Source organism: Pseudomonas sp. JC1203, from assembly GCF_056175065.1.
Genome location: NZ_JBWCAM010000006.1, coordinates 252,808 through 273,582, shown reverse-complemented (window position 1 = coordinate 273,582; position 20,775 = coordinate 252,808). Strand labels below are relative to the sequence as shown.

Below are 20,775 nucleotides of genomic sequence, written 5' to 3'. Positions count from 1 at the left end.
TCAATGCTGCTCCTGGGCGGTGTCGATGCTGGCGACCACCGACATGCCGACGCGCAGTTTTTCCAGCTCTGGCTGGCCGGCGTCGAAGACGATTTTAACCGGGATGCGCTGCACCACCTTGGTGAAGTTGCCGGTGGCGTTGTCCGGGGCGATGGCCGAGAACGCCAGGCCGGTAGCCGGCGCCACGCTGTCCACATGGCCGGTGAAGGTACGCTCGGGGAAACTGTCGACATGGATGCGCACGGTCTGCTGCAGGTGCATGTGTGCCAGCTGGGTTTCGCGGAAGTTCGCCACCACGTAGGCGTCTTTCAACGGCACCACCGCCAGCAGCGGCTTGCCCGCCGCCACGTAGGCGCCTACGCGCACCGAGCGCTGGCCGACCATGCCGTCCTGGGGCGCGGTGATGCGCGTGTAGGACAGGTTCAGGTTGGCCTGTTGCAACGCCGCCTGGTCCTTGGCCAGTTGCGCCTGCGCCACTTCGCGCTGGGCCTTGAGCACGTCGAGGGTCTTCTGCGCGGCTACCTTGGCGGCGTCGTCGCGGTCGCGCGCCGCCTGCCAGCCCTGCAGGTCGGACTCGGCCTTCTGGCGTTCTTCCTGGGTACCGGCGCCGGCGTTGGACAGGTTGCGATAGCGCTGAGCATTGGCCTGGGCGAACGCCAGGGAGGCCGCGGTGGCGCGGATTTTTGCCGTGGCCTGGTCGATCTCGGCGCCCTGGCGCTCAATGCCGGCGGCCAGATTCTTCAGCTGCGCCTGGGCAGCGTCGACGTTGGCCGTGGCGGCAGCCTGGGTGGCCAGGTAGTCGCGGTCATCGATCTGCGCCAGCAGTTGCCCGGCGCGCACGGCCTGGTTGTCGGCCACGACCACCTGGGTGACCTGGCCGGCCACGCGCGGCGCCACCAGCACCGAATCGGCGTTGATGTAGGCGTCGTCGGTGCTTTCCAGCGAACCGTGGCTCAACAGTCGGTAGGCCCCGTAAGTGCCGCACAGCAGGATGGCGGCGGTGATCAGCGAAATGGCGGTTCTATGTTTCATGGGGATACCGGAGGTTGCGGTGGATAGGCGCGTTTGGGCAGGGTCAGCAATACCAGCAGCAGTACGGCGATCACGGCGGTCAGGGCCAGGAACGCGTCGCTGGCGGTGAGCACCAGGGCCTGGGCGTGCACGCGGTGGGCCAGGCCGGTTTCATCCAGCAGCGGTTCAAGCCCTTGGCGCACATTGCCCAGGCGGTCGAGCAGCACGTTGGAATGCAGGTGTTCGCGGGCGGTGACAAAGTTTTCCAGGGCCACCGCCGCCAGCACCGAGAACAGCGCGCGCAGGGTGTTGACCATGGCCGAGGCGAACGGCCCTTCCATGGGGTGGATAACCCCGGTGGCGAGCATCAGCAGCGGCACCACGATCATCGGTTGGCCGATGGCGTGCAGCGCCTGCAGCCAGTAGAAGTCGTCGCGAATCCAATCACCGGTCAGCAGCGCGCCGCCCAGGCACGCCACGGTCAGAATGGCCAGGCCGGCGGCGATCACGTAGCGGGCGTCCACCCAGTTGCGGTTGATCACCGTGGCCACCAATGGCGCCAGCAGCAGTTGCGGCAGGGCGATGCTCAGGGCCAGCGGCATGGTCTGCAGCGGCCGGTAGCCGTGCACGCCGGCCAGGTAGGCGGCGGGGATGGCGCTGCCGGCCAGGCTGACGAACATGAACAGGGTGAGGGTGGTGATGCCGAAGGCGAAGTTGCGGCGTTCCAGCAACTGCAGCTTGAACAGGGGCAGCGGGTGAAACCATTCGTTGAGCAGGAACAGCGGCAGGCACACGGCGGCGCCCAGCAGCAGCCAGCACACCAGGCTGGAGTCCAGCCAGTCCAGACGCTCGCCCTGGGTAAGCGCCACCACCAGCATGCTGATGCCGCCGCAACCCAGCAGCGCGCCGCGCCAGTCGACCTGCTTGAAGCGTTCCAGGCGTAGCGGGTCCTGGGGCAGGCCGTAGGCGATGCACGCCGAGCCCACCAGGCCGGCGGGGATGATCTGCCAGAACAGCAGGCGCCAGTCGGAGTTTTCCGTCCACAGCGAGGCCAGGGGCATGGCCACGTTGGGGCCGAACGTGGCCGTCAGGGCGTAGGCGGACAGCCCGTACAACTTGATGTGCCAGGGCAGGAAGCGCAGGGCCACGGTCATCAGCAGCGGTGGCAGGCAGCCGCCGGCCATGCCTTGCAGCACGCGCAGGGTCAGCAGGCTTTCCAGGTTCGGCGCCAGCGGGCACAGTGCCCCGCACAGGCTGAACAGCAGGGTGACGACAATGGCGAAGCGGCGCAGCGAAAAGGTCACCGCCAGCCACGGCGCAATCAGCATGGCGGAGACTTCGGCGGCGCTGTAGGCCGAGCTGATCCAGCTGCCTTCGTCATGGCCCAGGCCGAACACCCCCAGCACATCGGCCAGGGCAATGTCGGTGGCGCGGTCGTTGATGCCCGAGGTCAGGGCCGCGATCAGCACGCCGATCAGGCCGATTGCCAGGCGCCAGCCGAACGGCGTGGGGGCGGGTGGAGGTGCAGGTGCCGACACGAAAGAATTCCCGAGACGCGAGCGAGTAAGAGTGCGATAATTGGTACAGTGTACTGATCAGCGATACATGAGGCAATCCAGTGATGACGACCGACAACGACCGCAACGGCATTCAGGTGATCTCCCGCGCCGCCGCTATCCTGCGCTGCCTGGAAAACGAACCCGCAGGCCTGAGCCTGGGCGCCATCGCCAAGCGCATCGAGCTGCCGCGTTCCACCGTGCAGCGCCTGGTCGACGCCCTGGCGCTGGAGCAGTTGCTGGAAGTGCGGGGTGCCGGCGGCGTGTGCCTGGGGCCGGCGCTGATGCGCCTGGCTACCCACAGCCACGTCGATATCTCGCAACTGGCGCGGCCATTCATGGAGGACCTGTCGCGGCTGACCGGCGAAACCTCGGTGCTGCTGCACGCCAGCGGCGCCGACCTGTTGCTGCTGCATTCGGTGGTCTCGGCCAGCGAACTGCGGGTATCGCCCGGCACCGGCAACTTCCTGCGCATACATGCGTCGTCAGGCGGCAAGGTATTGCTGGCGCGCAAGACCGATGAGGCCGTGCGCGAGTTGCTGGAAGGGCAGATGGAGCAACTGACGCCGGCCACCCTCGACCTTGAACAGCTGCTGGCGCAACTGCCGCAGATTCGCGCCGAGGGTTTTGCTTATGACCGCCAGGAGCATGTACAGGGAGTGGGCGGTATTGCCACGTTGCTGGACACCCCCCAGGGCAACTACGCCATGACCGTGGTGGGGCCGGCCTGGCGCATCGAACAGCACCAGCTGCGCATTCGTGAGGAGTTGGGGCGCATCCGTGATGAGCTGAGCAATGCACTGCACAGCAAGGGCTGAATTATTGCAACTTTGACAACAGTGCTTGTCGTCACGTGCGCTTTATTCATGCTGGGGAAGTTGTATTCTATATATGTCCCCGCTGAAACATGAAACAGCGGTGACAGGTACTTCGTGTTACGCAAATAGTTCCAAACATTGTGTAACAACTTCTTCCAGCCCCAACCCGGCAAATGAAGTCAATCAGCGTGATTGCTTTAAAGGCCCCATTACCATGAAAACTCTTTTGATTGCCGCACTGGTCGCGTTCTCGACTGTTGCCGGCGCTGCCACTCTGCCCGCTGGCAATAACAACGTGCAGGAATATACCTACGGTACTCACCTTGATATTGCCAAGGTGGTGAGCATGACCTCGATCCCCGATGTGTGCGAAGTGGTGCCGGCGAAGATGACTTACCTGGACCACCAGGGCGAACGCCACACCATCGAATACCGGGTGATGGGCAACGGTTGCCAGGACAACTGATGCCGTGCGGCCAGGCCCTCGCGCAGTGTGCGGGGGCGGCGGGCCGTGACGTGGCCGTGCCCAGTGTAGTAAGGTCCACGCCAATTATTGCCCGCGGAGTGTTCGCTTGAAATCCCTTCCCTTGAAACCGCTGTATGTGGCCGGTCTGGCCACGCCATTCTGGTTGGCAGTTGCACTGCTGATTCTGGGTAGCCTGTACCCGGACTACAGCCAGTTTGAACAGTCCATGAGTGTATTGGGCGCGGTGGATGCACCGACGCACTTCATTGCACCGATCATTAATAACTTTCCGCTTGGGCTGTTATTCATTTTGTTCGGGGTAGGTGTTTACAAGACATTTCCGCAATCGGCACTGGGCCGTGTCAGTGGGCTGCTGATTGTGCTGCATGGCCTGGCCAGTTTCGTGACGGGCGACTTCGCCTGTGATGCCGGTTGCAGCCTTGATGATCCGTCGGCTGCCCAGCAAGTTCACCATATTGCCGGGCTGGTCATGGCCTGGAGCCTGATCGGCGCCAGCGCCATCTGGGCCTGGCTGGGCCTGCGCCTGGAAGGTTTCCGCGGCCTGGCGTTCTTCTCCATGGTGTTCACCCTGGCGGCGCTGGTGACATTGCCGATGGTGGCCATTTCGGCGAAGAACCTCGTGGGCCATGGCTTGTATGAGCGGGTGAATACCTTCGTGTCGGCCATCTGGACGGCCATCTTCGCGATCATCCTGCTGCGCCGCAAAGCATGATCCCGTAGCAGCGGCCGCAGGCCGCGTCCCCTAGGCACCGAGGTGTTGCGGGACGCGGCCTGCGGCAGCTGCTACAGGTTTTTCAGCGCCTGGGTTATGTCGCGTTCCAGGTCTTCGACGTCCTCGATTCCCACGCTCAAACGCACCAATCCCTCTGTCACTCCATATTGCCGCCGAATGTCTTCGGCCACTGCGCTGTGCGTGGTGGAGGCGGGGTGGCAGGCCAGCGAATCGGTATCGCCCAGCGAAACCGCCTGGGTCACCAGGGCCAGGCTGTCGAGGAAGGTGCGAGCGGCGGCCTTGCCGCCCTTCAGTTCGAACGCCATCAGCGCGCCGAAACGGCTCATTTGCCGCCGCGCCACGGCGTGCCCCGGGTGGCTTTCCAGGCCTGGGTAGAACACCGTGGTCACCGCCGGGTGCTCGTCCAGCAGCCGGGCGATGCGTTCGGCACTGGCGCAAGCGGCGTCCACCCGCAGCGGCAGGGTTTTCAGGCCACGAATCAGCAATGAGGCCTCGAAGGGGCTCAGGCAACCGCCGAACTGCTTCAGGCCCACGCCGCGAATCTTGTCCACCAGCGCCCGGCTGGCTACCACCACACCGCCGGTGGCGTCGCCATGGCCGCCGATGAATTTGGTCGCCGAGTGCACCACCACGTCGATGCCCAGGCTCAATGGCCGGGTCAGGCAGGGGGTGGCGAAGGTGTTGTCGGCCACCGTGACGATGCCGTGGGCACGGGCGATGCGCGCGGTCTGCGCCAGGTCGACGATGCCCAGCATGGGGTTGTCCGGGGTTTCGGCGAATATCAACCGGGTCTTCGGGGTGATCGCCGCTTCCAGTTGGTCTACCGTGGCCACGTGCAACGAGCGCACGCCGAAGCGTGGCAGCAGGTTGCGCATCACGCCTTCGGTGCCGCCGTACAGGGTGCCGACGTGAATCAGCTCGTCGCCGCTGGACACCAGGGCCAGCACCGTGGAGCAAATGGCGGCCATGCCGCTGGCAAAGGCCGCCGCGCTGTCGCCGGCTTCCAGGGCGGCCATTTTACCTTCGAACGCTGCCACGGTGGGGTTGGCGAAACGGCTGTAAATGTAACCCGGGCTCTCGCCGCTGAAGCGTTGTTCCCCGGTGTCGAAGTCGCCATAGGTATAGGCCGAGGCGGTGCTGATCGGCGTGGCGACGGCGCCGGTGCTTGGGTCGGGCGTTTGCCCGGCGTGGACGGCGAGGGTGCGGATCCCCAGAGTGCGCGCGGTGTCCTTGGCCATGTCTGGCTCCTTCAAGACGTTGTCCTGTCAGAGAGTAGACCGTGCCGCGTGGTATTCGTCCGTAAGCACTGCCAGCAATTCGGATGCGGGCAGGCTGCGCGCCTTGGCCGCCCCGGTGCCGGCCCAGTGTGCGGCAAACTCCGCCGAGCCGGCCTTGGCAGCAGCTTCTATCAGCTTCTTGCCGGCGTTGTAGGCAATGCCGAAACCGGGCACAGGCGGGTGCCCGGGCGCGCCCACCTCAAGCATGAAACGGTTGACGATGCCCCGCGCCGGCCGCCCGGAAATCACCTGGGTAAACGCTGTGCGCCCGGCGCGTGCGCTGCCCAGCATCTGCCGGTAAGCGGGGTTGGCGGCAGACTCGGGGCACAGCACGAACGCCGTGCCCAATTGCGCGGCCACTGCGCCCAGTGCCAGCACCTCGGCTATGTCGGCGCCGTCCATCAGGCCGCCGGCGGCGATGATGGGAATGTTCAGGTGTTCGCGGAACAGCCGCACCAGCTCGCGGGTGCCCAACTGCTCATCCGGCCCATGCTCGTCGAAAATACCGCGATGGCCGCCGGCCTCGGCGCCCTGCGCCACCACCGCGTCAATGCCGGCGGCTTGCACCCGCAACGCTTCTTCCAGTGACGTGGCGCTGGCCAGCAGCACGATGCCGGCCTGCTTCAGCGCATCGATGCGCGGTTGCGGCGGCAGGCCCAGGTGCAGGCTGACAACGGGCGGGCGTTCTTCCAGTAGCACCTGCAATTGCGCTTCGTCGTTGTACAGGCTGCTGTAGATGTCGTGCAGCGAGGCAGGCGCCTGGGCGCCGAATTCGGCGAAGAAGGGCTGCAGATGCTCAAGCCAGGCGCCTTCCACCTTGCTGTTCGGCGTCGACGGCCGATTGCAGAATACGTTGATGTTGAAGGGTTGCTCGGTCAGTTCGCGCAACTGGCGAATCATGCTTCGCCCTGCCTCGGCGTCCACTGCGGCAATCGAAATGGAGCCAAGGCCCCCGGCATTGCTGACCTGCGCGGCCAACTGGGGCGTGGCCGTGCCGGCCATGGGCGCCTGGATGATGGGGGTGCGAATACCCAGCAGCGTGCGTGCGTCAGTCATGATGCGGCCCTCCAGTGGTGTGTGCATGGCAGCATCCTAGAAGCCGCGCGGTTTTTAATAACCCCGCTCGCGCCACCAACGGACATGAACCCGGGAAATTTCCGCCGTGGGAGCTGGCTTGCCAGCGAGTTTTTCGGGCCCCAACCGCTCGCTGGCAAGCCAGCTCCCACAGCGCAATTTCGTCCAATACCAGGGCACGGGCTTCTGGCTCAATGACAGCTTCTTTCACCTGCCTTGCGGACACGTTACATGCAGTTCTCCAGCGGTTTCCTCTTGAGCCTCTCCCTGTGCCTGGACATTGGCGTGGCCAATATCGCCATGATCACCCTGGCCATGCAACGCGGTTACCTGCAAGGCTTCTGGCTGGGCCTGGGCACCTGTTTCGGCGACCTGGCCTACGCGATCCTGGCGCTGCTGGGCATGACCGTGTTGCTGCATTACAGCTGGGTGCGCTGGGCGCTGTGGGTGGGCGGTTCGTTATTGCTGGTGTATTTCGCGGTGAAGATGCTGCTCAGCGCCTGGCGCCACAACAGCGCCCTGCAGGCAGACGGCGTAGCCACCGCCCGCTCGGGGCTGAAGGAATTTGCCCGGGGCATCTTCCTGGCCATGTCCTCGCCCAGCGCCATCCTGTGGTTCGCGGCGGTGGGCGGCACGCTGATTTCCCGTTCGGGGGGCGGTGGCCTGCTCAGCGCCGGGCAGTTCCTGGCCGGGTTCTTCTGCGCCGGCGTGCTCTGGTGCGTGGCGATCTGCACAGCAGCCAGCCAGGGCGGCAAGTTGTTGGGGGACAGGTTGCTGCGCTATTCCTACCTGGCGTCGGCGGGTATTTTCGCCTGGTTCGCAGCCTATGTGATCGGCTCCGGCTACGAGGAATTCATCCTCGGCCAGGCGGCGGTTTAAATAGTCCGCACGCCGCTGGCGCAGGTGTTATACCTATTAGAACCATCCACCCAACAGGGGAGTGCGCAGCATGAAAGGCATGGATTCGAAAAAAGCGGCGAAGAAAAAACCAACCCGTACCGCTGAAGAGAAACGCGCTGAAAAACGCGCGAAAAAGTCTAACGTTTTTGGCCACTGACGCCCTGGCCAGGTACGACAGACGCCCGCCTACCCGCGGGCGTTTGTCTTGAAGGCCTGCGCATAGGCCTGCGGCGTCACGCCCATCACCTTGCGAAACGCATTGATGAAGTGGCTCTGGTCGTAAAACCCCAGCTCGCCCACTATCTGCAGTGAATGCTGCTGGCGGCGCAGGCGTTTGCGCGCTTCCAGCAGGCGCAGTTGCATCTGGTATTGCAGCGGCCCCAGGCCCGTCTGTTTCTTGAAGCAGCGCACGAAGTGGTATTTGCTCAGGCCCGCCACGCTGGCCAGCACTTCCAGGTCCACTTTTTCCCCAAGGTTGTCACGCAGGTACTCAAGGCTGCGCAGCACGCTGGCGTGCTGTTCCCCGGCCTTGCCGGGCCCTGGCTGCAGCCACTGGCACAGCAGGTGAATGAAGGCTTCTTCCTGCTCGGCGCGGTGGGCGGTGGGCGTGCGGGCGAAGTCGAGGATGGCGCGCTGCAGCCCGGCGTGGCGAAACACGCCCTGTTCGAACGTGCTGCCGGCCAGGTTGTTGTCGCGCACCACCTGTTCCACCGCCTGGGGCGCCAGGTGCAGGCTTATGTATTCGACGCCCTGTGGGCTGAACTGCGACGCCTGCATGGCCTGCGGGTTGTACAGGGTGATGGCGCCGGCCGGGGCTTCCAGGGCGTGGCCGTCCAGCCAGATATGCTCGATGCCGGTGAGGTTGGTGCCCAGCACGTATTCGTCGTGGGTGTGGCGGGGGAAGCTGGCGGCTTCGGCGCGAACCCAGCAGGCTTCGACCACGGCGCCGGCATGCCAGTCTTCGGTAATCAGGTTCATGCCGACTTTTCCGGGGTGCAGGAGGTCTGAACGTTAACGCAGGGGAATTTGCCCTGCAAGCGGGGGAACCGGCACGGCGCTTCGCGCGCCGGCGAACTGATGGGGCTTCAAAAGCTCGCTGGCAAGCCAGCTCCCACAGGCGGCCACTGCTACAGTGATTGCACACTCAGGATGCGAGGTATTCATGACAGGCATTGAACCCACCGGCATTGAGCCGGTGCGCTACGAGCAGGGCCGGGCGATGATCATCGCCGGCCTGTCCGACCGCTTCACCCAGGACACCACCAGCGGCATCGAAGCGCTGTGGCGCGAGTTCGTGCCGTTCCTGGGCAAGGTGCCCGGCCAACTGGGGCACGAGAGCTACGGCGTGTGCTGCAACCCGGACGGGGTGGGCGGTTTCGAATATATCGCCGGGGTGGAGGTGGAGACCGAGCAGGAACTGCCGCAGGATTTCCGCTGGATCAAGCTGGCGCCCCAGCGCTATGCGGTGTTCGAACACCAGGGGCATATTTCCGGCCTGGGCCAGACCTTCCAGGCCATCTGGCAGGTGTGGCTGCCCAATTCCGGGCTGGAAGCAGCTGATGCGCCCGAGTTCGAGCGCTATAGCGATGATTACGAGCCGGCCACCGGGAATGGCCGGCTGGAAATCTGGCTGCCGATCAAGGACTGACCGGCAGCGGCGCTCACTGGCCGGCAGTGAGCGCGCGGCGGCAGTCGTGGAACATGTCCAGGCCCGACTGGTACACACCCGTCTGAATCTGGAACATGCCCAGCACCGAGTGGAAGATGTTGTCGTGGCTGAGGTCGCCTTCGTCCTGCTTGGCCTTCAGGCAGCCGCGGTCGATGCCTTCCTGGGCCAGGGTGTCCTTGCCGAACCACATCACCATGGGCACGTGAACCTGGGTTTCCGGGGCGATGCTGTAGGGCGCGGCGTGCAGGTACATGCCGTTTTCGCCCAGCGATTCGCCGTGGTCCGACACGTAGATCATCGAGGTGTCGTACTTGTCCTGGTTCTGCTTCAGCAGGTCGATCACCTTGGACAGGAAGAAGTCGGTGTAGAGGATGGTGTTGTCGTACACGTTGATCAGCTCATCGTGGGTGCAACTGCCCAACTGGTTGGTGCGGCATACCGGCTGGAACGCCTCCTTGTCCTTCGGATAACGGTCGTAGTATTCCGGGCCGTGGCTGCCGTCGGCGTGCAGCACGATGATGGCGTTGTCCTTCAGGCCGTCGATGTAGTCCTGCAGGCCCACCAGCAGCGACTCGTCCAGGCAGTTGGTGCCGTCGCAGAAGGGGCTCTTCTGGTCCTTGGGAATGTCGTGGTTGGGAATGCGCAGGCAGGTGCCCTTGCAGTCGCTGTTGTTGTCCAGCCACACGGTCTGCACGCCGGCACGCTGCAATATGTCCAGCAGGCCCTCGTAGGTCTTGCCCTTCTTGTCGCTGTAGTCACTGCGCGGGAACATCGAGAACATGCACGGCACCGACACGGCGGTGGAGGTGCCGCAGGAATGCACGCGGGTGAAGTTGAGAATGTCCTGCTTCTTGAGTTCCGGGTTGGTTTCGCGCTCGTAGCCGTTGAGCGAGAAATGGTCGGCGCGGGCGGTTTCACCGACCACGAAAATCATCAGGTTCTTTTTCGGCTGGGCCTTGGCGGCCGCGCTCATCACCGCATCGGTCCCCACCTGCTGCACCACCACGTTCTCTTTGACCGAGTAACGCGACTTCGCCAGCTTGGTCACGGCATAGATGTAGTTGCTGGGGTTGATGAAGTGGGTGAGCTTGTCGGGCTGGCGGAAAATAGGCCCGTAGGTGGAGTAGAACGCCCCCACCGACACCGCCACCACCAGCAGGCAGGCCACCGCCACCAGCACCTTGTTCAGCAGGCCGGGGAAGAAGCGCCGGTATTGCACCGGCAGCCACCACACCAGCACCGAGGGGATAACGCCCAGCACCAGCAGGTAACCGAACATTTTCGGGCTAAGCAGCGCCTTGGCTTCTGCCGGGTTGGTCTCGATGACGTTCTGGATCATCACGGTGTCGATGGCGATACCGTAGTCGTTCATGAAGTAGGCCGCGGCCGCCGACGCCAGCGCGACGATGGTGATCACCGGCTTGAGCAGCGGCCGGAACGACACCAGGGTCAGCAGCAGGGTGAACGTCGCCCACAGGAACAGCCCGAAGGAAAGGTAGAAGCCCACGCGCTTGGGGCCTTCCAGGGTGATCAGGTTGCCCAGCGCCTCCCAGGTCGCCAGGTTGTAGAACAGCACCATGGCCAATGAAAACAACAATACCAGCCGTGTTGAACTGATCTGAAACCGTCTGCCCTGACTTGCCACCATCTTCACTGCTCCTCGCCTTCTTATTTGTGCTGTTACAAATCGTGTGCCCCTGCGGGGGCAAAAAAATTTAGCCTGTGCGCCGTCAAAAAAGCGTGAACTTGTAACATAGTTCAGGTGCTGGGCAGCGCCAGGCTCAACCGCCGTTCATAACCGTTGCGCCCGCGGTAACCGTTACCCGAGTCCACCCAGCCCAGGCGCGCGTACAGCGCCAGGGCTGCAACGTTGTCGGTGTCCACCGACAACATCAATTGCCGCACCCCGGGCCAGGCGCCCAGCGCCACCGCCGGCAATGCCGCCAGGCAGGCGGTGCCCAGGCCGCGGCCTTGCACGCGATGGTCCACCTGCAAGGCGTGCAGGGTAGCGGCATCTTCAGCAGCCCACGCCGCCAGGAAGGGCGCGCGCTTGAGCAGCAGGAACGCCACCGGCTGCCCCTGGGCCAGCAGCGCAAAGCCGCGCACGCTGGGGCTGGGCCGGTGCAGCAGGGTGTAGAGCGCGCTGTCGATGTCGCCACAGAACGGCCGCTGGCTGGCCAGCACCTGGATATCCAGCAACTGCGCCTGCTGCTGCTCGGTGAGCTGGGCATGGCAAACCAGATGTGTGTGCACGGTATAGGTCCGGTTGAACGGCCGCGGCCGCGTGAGGCGATGATCGCACGGGCTTGGCTCTTAATACCGGGAAGTTTATTCCCAATTGCGCTTTCGTCCTTTGACGGTTTTGCCGCCATAGTGGCGGTTGTCTGCGTAACAGCCCGCCCGCGAAGGAGAATAATAAAATGAGCCTTCACCCCCTGGACACGCCGCCTGGCGAATTCGAACTGTCCATTACCCGCTTGATCGATGCGCCCCCAAGCGTAGTGTTCCGTGCCTGGGTGGAGCCCGACCTGTTGCGCCAGTGGTGGGGCCCCCACGGCATGACCACGCCGGTGTGCGAAATGCAGCTGTGGGTGGGCGGCCTGTTCCACACGGTCATGCGCGCCCCCGACGGCACCGAATACCCCAGCGAGGGCGTGTTCCTGGAGATTCAGGCGCCGCACCGGCTGGTGTTCACCGATGCCTTCAAGCCCGGTTGGGTGCCGGCGGCACGGGCGTTCATGACCGCGGTCATCAGCCTGGAAGACCTCGACGGCAAGACCCGCTACACCGCCCGCGCCTTGCACTGGAACGCAGCCGACCGCCAGGCCCATGAACAGATGGGCTTTCACGATGGCTGGGGCCAGAGCCTGGACCGGATGGTGGAAGTGGTGTCGCGGCTGGTCTAGGCCGGCATGTGAAAACTGAACAGGGTGCCGGCCTCGGCGCTGGACGCCACGTGCATCTGGCCGCCATGGGCCACCGCTATCTGGTTGGCGATGTACAACCCCAGGCCCAGGCCGCTCTGCGGCGAGCCACTGGCGCGCCGCGAAAACGGCTGGAACAGCTGGGCCTGGATTGCAGGCTCGATGGGCGCGCCGTGGTTGTGCACCGCTAGCACGAACTGCCGGTCGCGCAGCTCGGCGCTAACCGTCACCACGCTGTCTTCGGCGCCATGGTAAATGGCGTTGGCCACCAGGTTTGACAGCAGTTGCGCCAGCCGGTCGCGGTCGCAACGCACGTCCAGCGTCTGTTCGATACGCAGGTCGATCTGCCGCTCGGGGTGTACGCGCTGCACCTCGTTCACCACGTGGGCGAAGGCTTGGGCCAGGTCCGGCCGCTGGGCAAGCTTGACGGTGATGCCATTGCCCAGGCGCCCACGGGCGAAGTCCAGCACGTCCTCCACCAGCTGCGCGGCGCGCTGGCCGGCGGTGAGGATGTGCTGGATGATGCCGCGGCTTTTTTCATCCTCGGTCTTGCGCAACAGCAGCTCGGCCCCGGCGCCGATGGCGAACAGCGGGTTGCGCAGGTCATGGCCGAGCACGGCGATGAACTGGTCGCGAAAATCGCCGATTTCGCGTTCCTGGAGCAGGGCGGCGGCGGTCAGCTGGTGGTGGTCATCGTTCTCCATCTGCAGCGCCAGCACCCGTGCGAACGACTCCATCATCGGCAGAATGGCGCTTTGCCGAAGGTTGGCCGGGCGCGGGTCCAGCGCGCAAATGGTGCCGAAGAAGCTGCCATCGGTGCGCAGTACCGGCACGGAAATGTAGCTTTCGAACTGGTAGATGCGCGGGGTGTGGTGGGCGCAGTACTGGGGGTCGCTGCTGGCCTGGTCGATGACGATGGCCCGGTGGTTGCCCTGGATCTCGTTGCACAGGGTGGTGGCCAGTTCCAGCTCGCCGCCCACCCCCAGGCCGAAGCCCAGGTCGTCGCGCACGGCGCAGGCGGTCCAGTGGGTGTCGGTGACCCGCGCCACGGCGGCGAAGCGCATGCCGGTGGTCTCGCAGATCACTTGCAAAATGGCGGGGACGGCGTTGATGCGGCCGATGGTGGCGATGTCGGCGGCCAGGGTGTTCGCCATGATGAGCCTGCTGGTGAATGAGGAAAAACTCAGGAAGTGTTGAATTTCCCAAAGTCTGGCCGGCAAGTCGAGCGATTTTCACCGTAGCAGCGGCCGTAGGCCGCGTCACACGCGGCGCGGTGTGTCAGGTGTGGCGCCGACGCGGCCTGCGGCCGCTGCTACGGTCAGGGGAGTTCGGGGACCCGTGGGGTCCTGCTGGGCAAGGCGCCAATGCCCAACAGCTCCGTCAACGATTGCCGGTCCACCGGCCGGCTCATGAAGTACCCTTGCACCTCGTGGCACTCGTCGTTGCACAAGGTTTGCAACTGCTGCTGGTTTTCCACGCCCTCGGCGGTCACGGTCAGGCCCATGGCCTTGCCCAGGCTGATGATGGCCTGCACCACCGCGCGGTCGCTGTCGGTGCTTTCCAGCGCCGCGATGAAGCGCTTGTCTATTTTCAGGCTGTCGAACGGGTAGGTGCGCAGGTAGCCCAGCGATGAATAGCCCGTGCCGAAGTCGTCCATGTTCAGTTTCACGCCAAGCTCCTTGAGGGCGGTCAGGGTGCCCAGGGCGTTTTCGATGTCGTGCATCATCACGTTTTCGGTCACCTCCAGCTCCAGGCGGTGCGCCGGCAGCTGGGTCTGCACCAGGGCGTCACGCACCTCGCGCACCACGTCGCTGCGGGCGAACTGCGCCGGCGACAGGTTCACTGACACCATCAGCGGCGCCGGCCAGTGGCGGGCGGCGTCGCAGGCTTCACGCAGTACCCAGCGGCCAATCTGCACGATGAGCCCGGTTTCTTCCGCCAGGCCGATGAACGTGTCGGGCGCCAGCAGGCCATGGACGGGGTGCTGCCAGCGCACCAGCGCCTCCACCGACACAATCTCCATGCCGCACAGGCGGTAGCGGGGCTGGTAGTGCAGCACGAACTCCTGGTTCTTCACCGCCAGGCGCAGGTCCTGTTCCAATTGCCGGCGGTGTTGCATGCGTTCGCGCATGTGCGTGGCGAAATAGCGCCAGGTGTTCTTGCCGTCGGCCTTGGCCTGGTACAGCGCGATATCAGCGCAGCGGATCAGCTCGTCAGGGTCCAGCCCCTGGTGCGCCGATTGCGCGATGCCCAGGCTGGCGCCCACGTGCAGCGGCTGCGCCTGGTAGTCGATGGGCTGGTGCAGGCTGTCGATCAGGCGGGCGCAGAAACGGTCGATTTCCTGGTGGGTGGCCATGCCGTTCAACACCAGCACGAACTCGTCGCCGCCCAGCCGCACCACCAGGTCCCGGTCCCGGGTGCAATCGCGCAGGCGTGCCGCCACTTCCAGCAGCACGGTGTCGCCGGCGCCGTGGCCGAAGCCGTCGTTGATGGGTTTGAAGCTGTCCAGGTCCAGCATGATCAGGGTCACTACCAGCGGGCCTGGCTGGCCGCGCAGGTTGTCGAAGTAGCGCGCCAGCTGGTTGCGGTTGGCCAGCCCGGTAAGGGCATCGTGCATCGACAAGTGCTGGATTTGCGCGTGGGCGGCTACCTCGTCGGTGATGTCGCTGGCGGTGCCACGGTAGCCCACTACCTGGTGGTCACTGACGATGGCGCGCGCCGCCAGCCGGCAGTAACGCAACTGCCCGCCGTGGTCGCGGTAGGCGCAGCGCAGGGTCGTGCTGGCCGGGCTGTCGTCGAGGCTGTGGAGCCAGCTCGCCAGCGGCGTGGTCTCGCAGTGCAGCAACTGGTCGATGGTGCGGTGCACCCAGTCCTGGCTGGCGTAGCCGGTGACGGCGGCGAAACGTGCCGACAGGTAGTTGATGCGGCAATGGTGGTCGGTTTCCCAGATCCAGTCCGAGGCTGCCTCGGCCACCGCGCGGAAACGTTCCTCGCTCGCCTCCAGCGCCCGGTTGGTCTGTTGCAGGCGGGTGTAGCCATCTTCGATCTGGCGCGCGGTGCGCAGGGCGTAGCGGAAAAACCAGGCCATCAGCAGCGCCAGCACCACAAACGCCGCCACCAGGGTCGGCAGCACTTGCCACAGTAGCTGGTTGCCCGGCTGCGGAGCGCTCCAGGTCAGGTCGTAGCCGGTGTCGCCCAGTGGCAGCCGCGGCTGCCCGGGTCCGCCGGTGGCGTGGCTCTGGACGGACAAATCCTTCAGCCCGTAGCTTTCGCCCAGCGGGCGCAGCTTGGCGGGGGTCAGCAGGTCGGCGAACAGCAGCACCGAGGTGTCGGCGGGTGCTGGTTGCGGGCCATCGTCGTCGGGCAGTATGGGCGAGGCGCTGAGCAGCGCTGGCCAACCGTTGAACATCACCACGGCAGTTACCGCCGGGGCGCCGGGCAGGGCGGCCTGGGCCTGCTGGATCAGCGTGCGCAAGGGCGTGGCGATGAAGTCGGTAACCGGCGCGTTGCTCAGTTGGCCTTGGTACAGGCTGTACTTGGTGCCACGGCTGTCCACCACGAACACGCCTTCATAACCGTGCTGGCTGTACAAGGCCGGGCCCAGGTTGCGCTCGCTGTAGGCCCACTGGCGGTCCACCGGGCCGTCGAGGTGCTGGAAAGCGGTGTTCCACACGCCCAGGCCGCTGACCAGGCTGGCCGATGTGGCCTGCCGGGTGTCCAGGGCTTTCTGCGCGTAGAAGGTGGATGTGTGCCGCTGCTCGGCGTTGAGGCCGTTGGCGATCTGCACCAGCATGGCCATGGCCGCCAGCAGCGTCAGCGCGAACAGGCACGCGACAATGGCCAGCAGCTTACGGGTGAACACCTGGTGTCGCGGCGCTGCGAGTGTGCTGTCCATGGATCAGGCGCATCCTTGTGGCACATGCCGGTGGCGGAAGGGCGCACAGCATGAAGACGTCCTGATCTATAGAAGCAGCTGGATCCAGTTTTGTTCCTGCCGATCGTCCGATTGTCGGGTCAGGTGAGCAACAGCAGGTCGGCGGCGCAGATATTCACGCGATTGCGGCCGGTGTTCTTGGCCACGTACAGGGCCTTGTCGGCCTCGTCCAGCCAGGCGGCGGCATCGTCCAGTTCCAGGCGGCAGGCCGCCAGGCCAATGCTCAGGCTCACGCGCAGGGGCTCCACCTGGTGGTGGCGGTAGCCGTGGAACACCAGGCGCACGCGCTCCATCACCTCGCAGGCCTGGGCAATGGTGATGCCCGGCAGGATCACGCAGAACTCATCGCCGCCGTAACGCCCGGCAAGGTCGGTGTCGCGCAGGTTGCGCTGCAGTTGCAGGCTGAGGTGGCGCAGCACTTCGTCACCAACAATATGGCCGAAGGTGTCATTGATATCCTTGAAATGATCGATGTCGATCAGCGCCAGCACCGCCTGGCTGTGGTCATGGCGGCATTTGCGGAATTTGCTGCTGAGGGCATCCTTCCAGGCGCCGTGGTTCAGCAGCCCGGTCAGGCTGTCGGTACGGCTCAGCGCGCTGAGGGTGCGCTTGTGTTCCGACAACTGAATGGCCAGGCGGTAGCACACCCAGCCTACGGCCAGCGGGTAGAGGGTGAGCATCGGCAGGCAAGCCAGCACTTGAGTGGGCGTCGACTGCGGCGCCCAGCCCAGGCCGAACAGCGTGACAGCCGCAAGCATGCCCAGCAATTGCGCGCCCAGGCCATGCAGGAACAGGCGCAAGCCGCCGCCGGCGACGTTGTTCATTGTGACCATGGACAACAGGGTGATTGAAGGCAGTGGGTTGAAATGCAGCACGGCGACCCAAAATCCACAGAACAGGGCGTCGCATAGCAGGTTGCGCCGCTCGGCTTCGAATGGCGCCGGGGACCTGCGCGCCAACTGGTAGGCAAGGTGCGGCCACACCAGGCCGTTTACGGCCAGCAGTGCCAGCAACCAGGCGGGCGGCGCCAGGGGGTAGATCCCCGCCAGCACACTGATCAGGCAAAGGGCGGTACCCAGTACTCGCGGTGCATAGATGCGTTTGGCAAATGACAGCCCCTTGCCGATGCGGTTTTCCATAAGTCGAGTTACCGGGCTGATTGCAGCCGTGTTCTTGTACAGGGTGGCGGATTTTGTAGAGTTTGTGCGGTTTATCGCATAAATAATGTGGAGATTGGCAGTGGCCTTGCAAGCCATTTCAACGGTAATTCGTTCCGTAGTGGCATAAGGACACGCACTGTAACACCCAAGGGCTTTCCCCAGGCGGGAGTAGGGGTATCCTCTACCGCCTCGGCAGGCCCGAAGCGGGGCGCACACGTTGTCGTCCTGAACCTTGGAGTACTGTGAATCATGGCTCAATCGTCATTGAACGCCGCCGAAGTCGCTGCCACAGGGGCGGCAGATGCCTCCCGGCGAGTGGACGGCCAATACCGCAACACCACCGTGCTGCCCCGTGACGGTTTTCTCAAGAAGCTGCGCATCGGGTTCAAGTACCTGTTGCTGCGCAAACCGCCAGGCACCCGTCCGCATCAGGAAATTCCTGTACAAAACCTGGACAAGGAACAGTTGCTTGCATCGCCTGATGACAGCCTCTGGCGCCTGGGGCACTCCACCCTGCTGCTGAAACTGCGCGGGCGCTTCTTCATCACCGACCCGGTATTCGGCGAGCGCGCTTCGCCGGTGCAGTGGGCGGGGCCCAAGCGCTTTCACCCGCCACCGCTGACCATCGAACAGTTGCCGCCTATCACGGCAGTCATCCTCTCCCACGACCACTATGACCACCTGGACGAAGGCGCCATTCGCCAACTGGCCGGCAAGACCGAGTATTTCCTCACCACCCTGGGCGTGGGCGACCGGTTGATAGCGTGGGGCATTCCCGCCGCCAAGGTGCGCCAGCTGGACTGGTGGCAAGAGACCGAAGTGGCCGGCACGCGTTTCGCTGCCACCCCCACCCAGCATTTCTCCGGGCGCAGCCTGTTCGACAGCAACAGCACGCTGTGGGCCTCGTGGGTGATCATGGAGCCCAACCTGCGGGTTTTCTTCAGTGGCGACTCGGGGTACTTCGACGGTTTCAAACAGATTGGCGAGCGCTACGGGCCCTTCGACCTGACGCTGATGGAGACCGGCGCCTACAACGTCAACTGGCCCAGCGTACACATGCAGCCTGAAGAGAGCCTGCAGGCGCACCTGGATGTACGCGGGCGCTGCCTGCTGCCGATTCACAACGGCACCTTTGATCTGTCCTCGCACAACTGGGAGGAACCGTTCCAGCGCATCGTCGCCCTGGCGCACGCCAAGGGAGTACCGGTCAGCACTCCGCAGATGGGCGAGCGGGTGGACCTGCGTGCGCCGCAGCAGGGCCGGGAGTGGTGGGAAGGGGCGCCGGCTGATGCTGCCGACGTAGCCACCAACCCTTGAGCATGACCTGTGGGAGCTGGCTTGCCAGCGAGATGTTTAAAAACTCGCTGGCAAGCCAGCTCCCACGCGTTACATCTTTTTGGTTTTCGCCTTCGGTTTGTCCGGCGGTGGCGTGCTGCTGTCGCTGCGGATTTGCGCGTGGCTGATCAGCGCGAAGATGAAGCTGCCGCCAATGATGTTGCCCGCCAGGGTCGGCGCGGCAAACCCCAGCCAGAAATCCCTCCAGCCCAACTCGCCGGCCCACACCAGGTAGGAAACCTCTGCCGAGCCGACGACGATGTGGGTGAAGTCCCCCAGCGCCATCAGGTAGGTGATGAGGATGATGATCCACATCTTCGCGCTTTCCTGGGAGGGGATCATCCACACCATGGTGGCGATCATCCAGCCCGAGACAATGCCCTTGGAGAACATCTGCGACAGGTCGTTTTCCATCACCTTGCGGCCGATTTCCAGGAAGGCCTGATCGGTTTTGCTGTCGAAAATCGGCAGGTGCAGCATCACGTAGGACACCAGCAGCACCCCCACCAGGTTGCCGGCCAGCACCACGAACCACAGCCGCAGCAGCTTGCCGACGTTCACCAGGGTAGGGTGGCTCATCAGCGGCAACACAGCGGTCAGGGTGTTTTCGGTGAACAGTTGCTGGCGGGCCAGGATCACCGCCAGAAACCCGGCTGAATAGCCCAGGCTGGCAATCACCTTGCTGGCCTCCACGTCTGGCAGCCGTGAGTTGAACAGCCCCATGGCCATCAACGAGAGGCCCATGGTGAGCCCGGCCGCCAGCGCCGACCACCACAGCGCGGCAACGTTGCGCGACAGTTCGTGTTCGCCCTGGGTGCGGATAATTTCGTGCAGCACCGCCGCGCGTGGCGGCTGGTTTTCATGGACTTCCTGTTCCTCGTCGGGCGACAGGCCCGGGGTCTTGCCTTGCTGACTGTCCATGGGGCTCCTGACTGCGTGCGAGGGACCGGCAAATGCCTATGAAGATGACCCTCGCCGGCCCCTGAAAGTTGCGTCAGCCAGCGCCCTGCACAGCCTTCAGGCCAAACAGCTGGTGCAGCGCACGGGCATAGTCGGCGCTGCCCAGGGTCATGCTGTTCAAGTGGGTGGCGCCGGGCACCAGCAATAACTGCTTGGGCCCGTGGGCGGCGTCGTACAGCGCCTGGCTGAAGCGCGGCGGCACGTAGCGGTCGTCGGTGCCGTGGACGATCAGCACCGGCAGGCCGATGGTGCCGATCTTGTCGATGGAATCGTATTTCTCGGACATGATCCAGCGCACCGGCAGCGAGGTATGAATGACCGCTGCGGCCGCGTCGCCGAGGTCGGTAAAGGTGGACTCGATGATCAGCCCGGCGGCTTGCGGTTCGGGTTGCCGAGTCAGGCGCTGGGCCAGGTCGATGGCAATGGCGCCGCCCAGGGAATGGCCGTAGATGAAGCGCTTGTCGGCATTGGGCTGCAGCTGGCTCATGCGCTGCCACGCCACCTGCGCGTCTTCATACACGCTGGCCTCCGACGGCAGGCCGCCGGGGCTGTCGCCGAAGCCGCGGTAATCAATGGCCAGTACCGAGAAACCCAGGTTGCGCAGCTCGGTGATGCGCCGCACCTGGGCGGTGAGGTTCCAGCGTGTACCGTGCAGGTAAAGCACCGTGGGCGCATTCCTGCCCGGTGCCGGCCACCACCAGGCGTGCAGGTGTTGGGCGTGGTCCAGGGGGATGTTCATCTGCTGCACACCTGCGGGCACGCCGCTGAACCAGCTGGCGGTGCCGGGTTCGATGCTGTACAGCAACTCGCGCTCCTTGAGGGCCAGGCGTGAGCAACCATAAGGCAGGGCCAGCAGTACCAGCACCAGCAGGCTCAGGGAGCGCCAGCGACGGCGGATCAGCGAGGGCATGGTGCCTCCTGAACGAATGGAATGAAC

19 protein-coding genes are annotated in these 20,775 nt (G+C 64.6%); 7 read left to right on the top strand and 12 right to left on the bottom strand.

Going from position 1 to position 20,775, the window contains the following annotated elements; genetic code table 11:
* Together AC0SZ7_RS12045 and AC0SZ7_RS12040 are read right to left on the bottom strand one after the other, a co-directional pair.
* Positions 1-1,038, bottom strand: coding sequence for an HlyD family secretion protein (locus tag AC0SZ7_RS12045; RefSeq protein WP_475504629.1), 1,038 nt, complete (start codon positions 1,036-1,038; stop codon positions 1-3).
* Positions 1,029-2,549, bottom strand: coding sequence for an MFS transporter (locus tag AC0SZ7_RS12040; RefSeq protein ID WP_475504598.1), 1,521 nt, complete (start codon positions 2,547-2,549; stop codon positions 1,029-1,031). The genes AC0SZ7_RS12045 and AC0SZ7_RS12040 overlap by 10 nt, the downstream gene beginning before the upstream one ends.
* An 83-nt stretch (positions 2,550-2,632) precedes the next feature.
* Here AC0SZ7_RS12040 and AC0SZ7_RS12035 point away from each other — a divergent pair, with 83 nt between their 5' ends.
* The 3 genes from AC0SZ7_RS12035 (at position 2,633) to AC0SZ7_RS12025 (ending at position 4,584) form a co-directional block, all read left to right on the top strand.
* Entirely contained in the window at positions 2,633-3,385 is a 753-nt protein-coding gene (locus AC0SZ7_RS12035; RefSeq protein WP_475504597.1) for an IclR family transcriptional regulator, read from the top strand.
* Positions 3,386-3,599: 214 nt separating this feature from the next.
* Positions 3,600-3,851 (top strand): DUF2790 domain-containing protein, encoded by a 252-nt coding sequence (locus tag AC0SZ7_RS12030; RefSeq protein ID WP_475504596.1) that lies wholly within the window; start codon positions 3,600-3,602, stop codon positions 3,849-3,851.
* 106 nt (positions 3,852-3,957) lie between these two features.
* A complete protein-coding gene (locus AC0SZ7_RS12025) occupies positions 3,958-4,584 on the top strand; it encodes a DUF998 domain-containing protein (protein ID WP_475504595.1) in 627 nt (208 codons plus the stop codon).
* 71 nt (positions 4,585-4,655) lie between these two features.
* Here the strand turns inward: AC0SZ7_RS12025 and AC0SZ7_RS12020 are convergent, their stop codons facing one another.
* Positions 4,656-5,843, bottom strand: coding sequence for a trans-sulfuration enzyme family protein (locus tag AC0SZ7_RS12020; protein ID WP_475504594.1), 1,188 nt, complete (start codon positions 5,841-5,843; stop codon positions 4,656-4,658).
* Between the two features lie 27 nt (positions 5,844-5,870).
* A complete protein-coding gene (locus AC0SZ7_RS12015; protein ID WP_475504628.1) occupies positions 5,871-6,938 on the bottom strand; it encodes an NAD(P)H-dependent flavin oxidoreductase in 1,068 nt (355 codons plus the stop codon).
* A 249-nt stretch (positions 6,939-7,187) separates the two neighbouring features.
* On the opposite strand from AC0SZ7_RS12015, the gene AC0SZ7_RS12010 reads away from it, so the two are divergent.
* Positions 7,188-7,835 carry a LysE family translocator gene (locus tag AC0SZ7_RS12010; RefSeq protein WP_475504593.1) on the top strand — a complete coding sequence of 216 codons (648 nt, stop codon included), beginning with the start codon at positions 7,188-7,190 and terminating at the stop codon, positions 7,833-7,835.
* 207 nt (positions 7,836-8,042) lie between these two features.
* Here the strand turns inward: AC0SZ7_RS12010 and AC0SZ7_RS12005 are convergent, their stop codons facing one another.
* Entirely contained in the window at positions 8,043-8,834 is a 792-nt protein-coding gene (locus tag AC0SZ7_RS12005; RefSeq protein ID WP_475504592.1) for a helix-turn-helix domain-containing protein, read from the bottom strand.
* A 184-nt stretch (positions 8,835-9,018) separates the two neighbouring features.
* On the opposite strand from AC0SZ7_RS12005, the gene AC0SZ7_RS12000 reads away from it, so the two are divergent.
* Complete coding sequence (locus AC0SZ7_RS12000; RefSeq protein WP_475504591.1) at positions 9,019-9,504, top strand: GyrI-like domain-containing protein; 486 nt, start codon at positions 9,019-9,021, stop codon at positions 9,502-9,504.
* A 13-nt stretch (positions 9,505-9,517) separates the two neighbouring features.
* On the opposite strand, the gene AC0SZ7_RS11995 is transcribed toward AC0SZ7_RS12000, so the two are convergent.
* Both AC0SZ7_RS11995 and AC0SZ7_RS11990 read right to left on the bottom strand, forming a co-directional pair.
* Positions 9,518-11,173, bottom strand: a complete 1,656-nt coding sequence (locus AC0SZ7_RS11995; RefSeq protein ID WP_475504590.1) for a phosphoethanolamine transferase — start codon at positions 11,171-11,173, stop codon at positions 9,518-9,520.
* A 110-nt stretch (positions 11,174-11,283) separates the two neighbouring features.
* The gene (locus AC0SZ7_RS11990) at positions 11,284-11,778 is read right to left on the bottom strand and encodes a GNAT family N-acetyltransferase (RefSeq protein ID WP_475504589.1); all 495 of its coding nucleotides are present in this window, start codon (positions 11,776-11,778) and stop codon (positions 11,284-11,286) included.
* Between the two features lie 167 nt (positions 11,779-11,945).
* On the opposite strand from AC0SZ7_RS11990, the gene AC0SZ7_RS11985 reads away from it, so the two are divergent.
* Positions 11,946-12,431 (top strand): SRPBCC family protein, encoded by a 486-nt coding sequence (locus AC0SZ7_RS11985; protein WP_475504588.1) that lies wholly within the window; start codon positions 11,946-11,948, stop codon positions 12,429-12,431.
* Here AC0SZ7_RS11985 and AC0SZ7_RS11980 read toward each other — a convergent pair.
* From AC0SZ7_RS11980 to AC0SZ7_RS11970, 3 genes are all read right to left on the bottom strand, one after another.
* The gene (locus tag AC0SZ7_RS11980; RefSeq protein WP_475504587.1) at positions 12,428-13,603 is read right to left on the bottom strand and encodes a GAF domain-containing sensor histidine kinase; all 1,176 of its coding nucleotides are present in this window, start codon (positions 13,601-13,603) and stop codon (positions 12,428-12,430) included. The genes AC0SZ7_RS11985 and AC0SZ7_RS11980 overlap by 4 nt on opposite strands.
* A gap of 164 nt (positions 13,604-13,767) precedes the next feature.
* Positions 13,768-16,344, bottom strand: coding sequence for a bifunctional diguanylate cyclase/phosphodiesterase (locus tag AC0SZ7_RS11975; protein ID WP_475504586.1), 2,577 nt, complete (start codon positions 16,342-16,344; stop codon positions 13,768-13,770).
* Positions 16,345-16,463: 119 nt separating this feature from the next.
* On the bottom strand, positions 16,464-17,522 hold the full coding sequence (locus AC0SZ7_RS11970; RefSeq protein ID WP_475504585.1) for a diguanylate cyclase: 1,059 nt from the start codon (positions 17,520-17,522) through the stop codon (positions 16,464-16,466).
* A gap of 270 nt (positions 17,523-17,792) precedes the next feature.
* Between AC0SZ7_RS11970 and AC0SZ7_RS11965 the strand changes: the two genes are divergently transcribed.
* On the top strand, positions 17,793-18,860 hold the full coding sequence (locus AC0SZ7_RS11965; protein ID WP_475504584.1) for an MBL fold metallo-hydrolase: 1,068 nt from the start codon (positions 17,793-17,795) through the stop codon (positions 18,858-18,860).
* A gap of 69 nt (positions 18,861-18,929) precedes the next feature.
* Here the strand turns inward: AC0SZ7_RS11965 and AC0SZ7_RS11960 are convergent, their stop codons facing one another.
* Positions 18,930-19,799, bottom strand: coding sequence for a formate/nitrite transporter family protein (locus AC0SZ7_RS11960; RefSeq protein WP_475504583.1), 870 nt, complete (start codon positions 19,797-19,799; stop codon positions 18,930-18,932).
* 73 nt (positions 19,800-19,872) lie between these two features.
* Positions 19,873-20,748: an alpha/beta hydrolase gene (locus tag AC0SZ7_RS11955; protein WP_475504582.1), complete on the bottom strand. Its 876-nt coding sequence runs from the start codon at positions 20,746-20,748 to the stop codon at positions 19,873-19,875.
* Between the last annotated feature and the right edge of the window lie 27 nt (positions 20,749-20,775).

What these genes read in the sequence shown, in the direction of transcription:
- AC0SZ7_RS12035 (WP_475504597.1), top strand. Translation starts at nt 2,633, where the DNA reads ATGACGACCGACAACGACCGCAACGGCATTCAGGTGATCTCCCGCGCC.
- AC0SZ7_RS12030 (WP_475504596.1), top strand. Translation starts at nt 3,600, where the DNA reads ATGAAAACTCTTTTGATTGCCGCACTGGTCGCGTTCTCGACTGTTGCC.
- AC0SZ7_RS12020 (WP_475504594.1), bottom strand. Translation starts at nt 5,843, where the DNA reads ATGGCCAAGGACACCGCGCGCACTCTGGGGATCCGCACCCTCGCCGTC.
- AC0SZ7_RS12015 (WP_475504628.1), bottom strand. Translation starts at nt 6,938, where the DNA reads ATGACTGACGCACGCACGCTGCTGGGTATTCGCACCCCCATCATCCAG.
- AC0SZ7_RS12010 (WP_475504593.1), top strand. Translation starts at nt 7,188, where the DNA reads ATGCAGTTCTCCAGCGGTTTCCTCTTGAGCCTCTCCCTGTGCCTGGAC.
- AC0SZ7_RS12005 (WP_475504592.1), bottom strand. Translation starts at nt 8,834, where the DNA reads ATGAACCTGATTACCGAAGACTGGCATGCCGGCGCCGTGGTCGAAGCC.
- AC0SZ7_RS12000 (WP_475504591.1), top strand. Translation starts at nt 9,019, where the DNA reads ATGACAGGCATTGAACCCACCGGCATTGAGCCGGTGCGCTACGAGCAG.
- AC0SZ7_RS11995 (WP_475504590.1), bottom strand. Translation starts at nt 11,173, where the DNA reads ATGGTGGCAAGTCAGGGCAGACGGTTTCAGATCAGTTCAACACGGCTG.
- AC0SZ7_RS11985 (WP_475504588.1), top strand. Translation starts at nt 11,946, where the DNA reads ATGAGCCTTCACCCCCTGGACACGCCGCCTGGCGAATTCGAACTGTCC.
- AC0SZ7_RS11980 (WP_475504587.1), bottom strand. Translation starts at nt 13,603, where the DNA reads ATGGCGAACACCCTGGCCGCCGACATCGCCACCATCGGCCGCATCAAC.
- AC0SZ7_RS11975 (WP_475504586.1), bottom strand. Translation starts at nt 16,344, where the DNA reads ATGGACAGCACACTCGCAGCGCCGCGACACCAGGTGTTCACCCGTAAG.
- AC0SZ7_RS11970 (WP_475504585.1), bottom strand. Translation starts at nt 17,522, where the DNA reads ATGGAAAACCGCATCGGCAAGGGGCTGTCATTTGCCAAACGCATCTAT.
- AC0SZ7_RS11965 (WP_475504584.1), top strand. Translation starts at nt 17,793, where the DNA reads ATGGCTCAATCGTCATTGAACGCCGCCGAAGTCGCTGCCACAGGGGCG.
- AC0SZ7_RS11960 (WP_475504583.1), bottom strand. Translation starts at nt 19,799, where the DNA reads ATGGACAGTCAGCAAGGCAAGACCCCGGGCCTGTCGCCCGACGAGGAA.
- AC0SZ7_RS11955 (WP_475504582.1), bottom strand. Translation starts at nt 20,748, where the DNA reads ATGCCCTCGCTGATCCGCCGTCGCTGGCGCTCCCTGAGCCTGCTGGTG.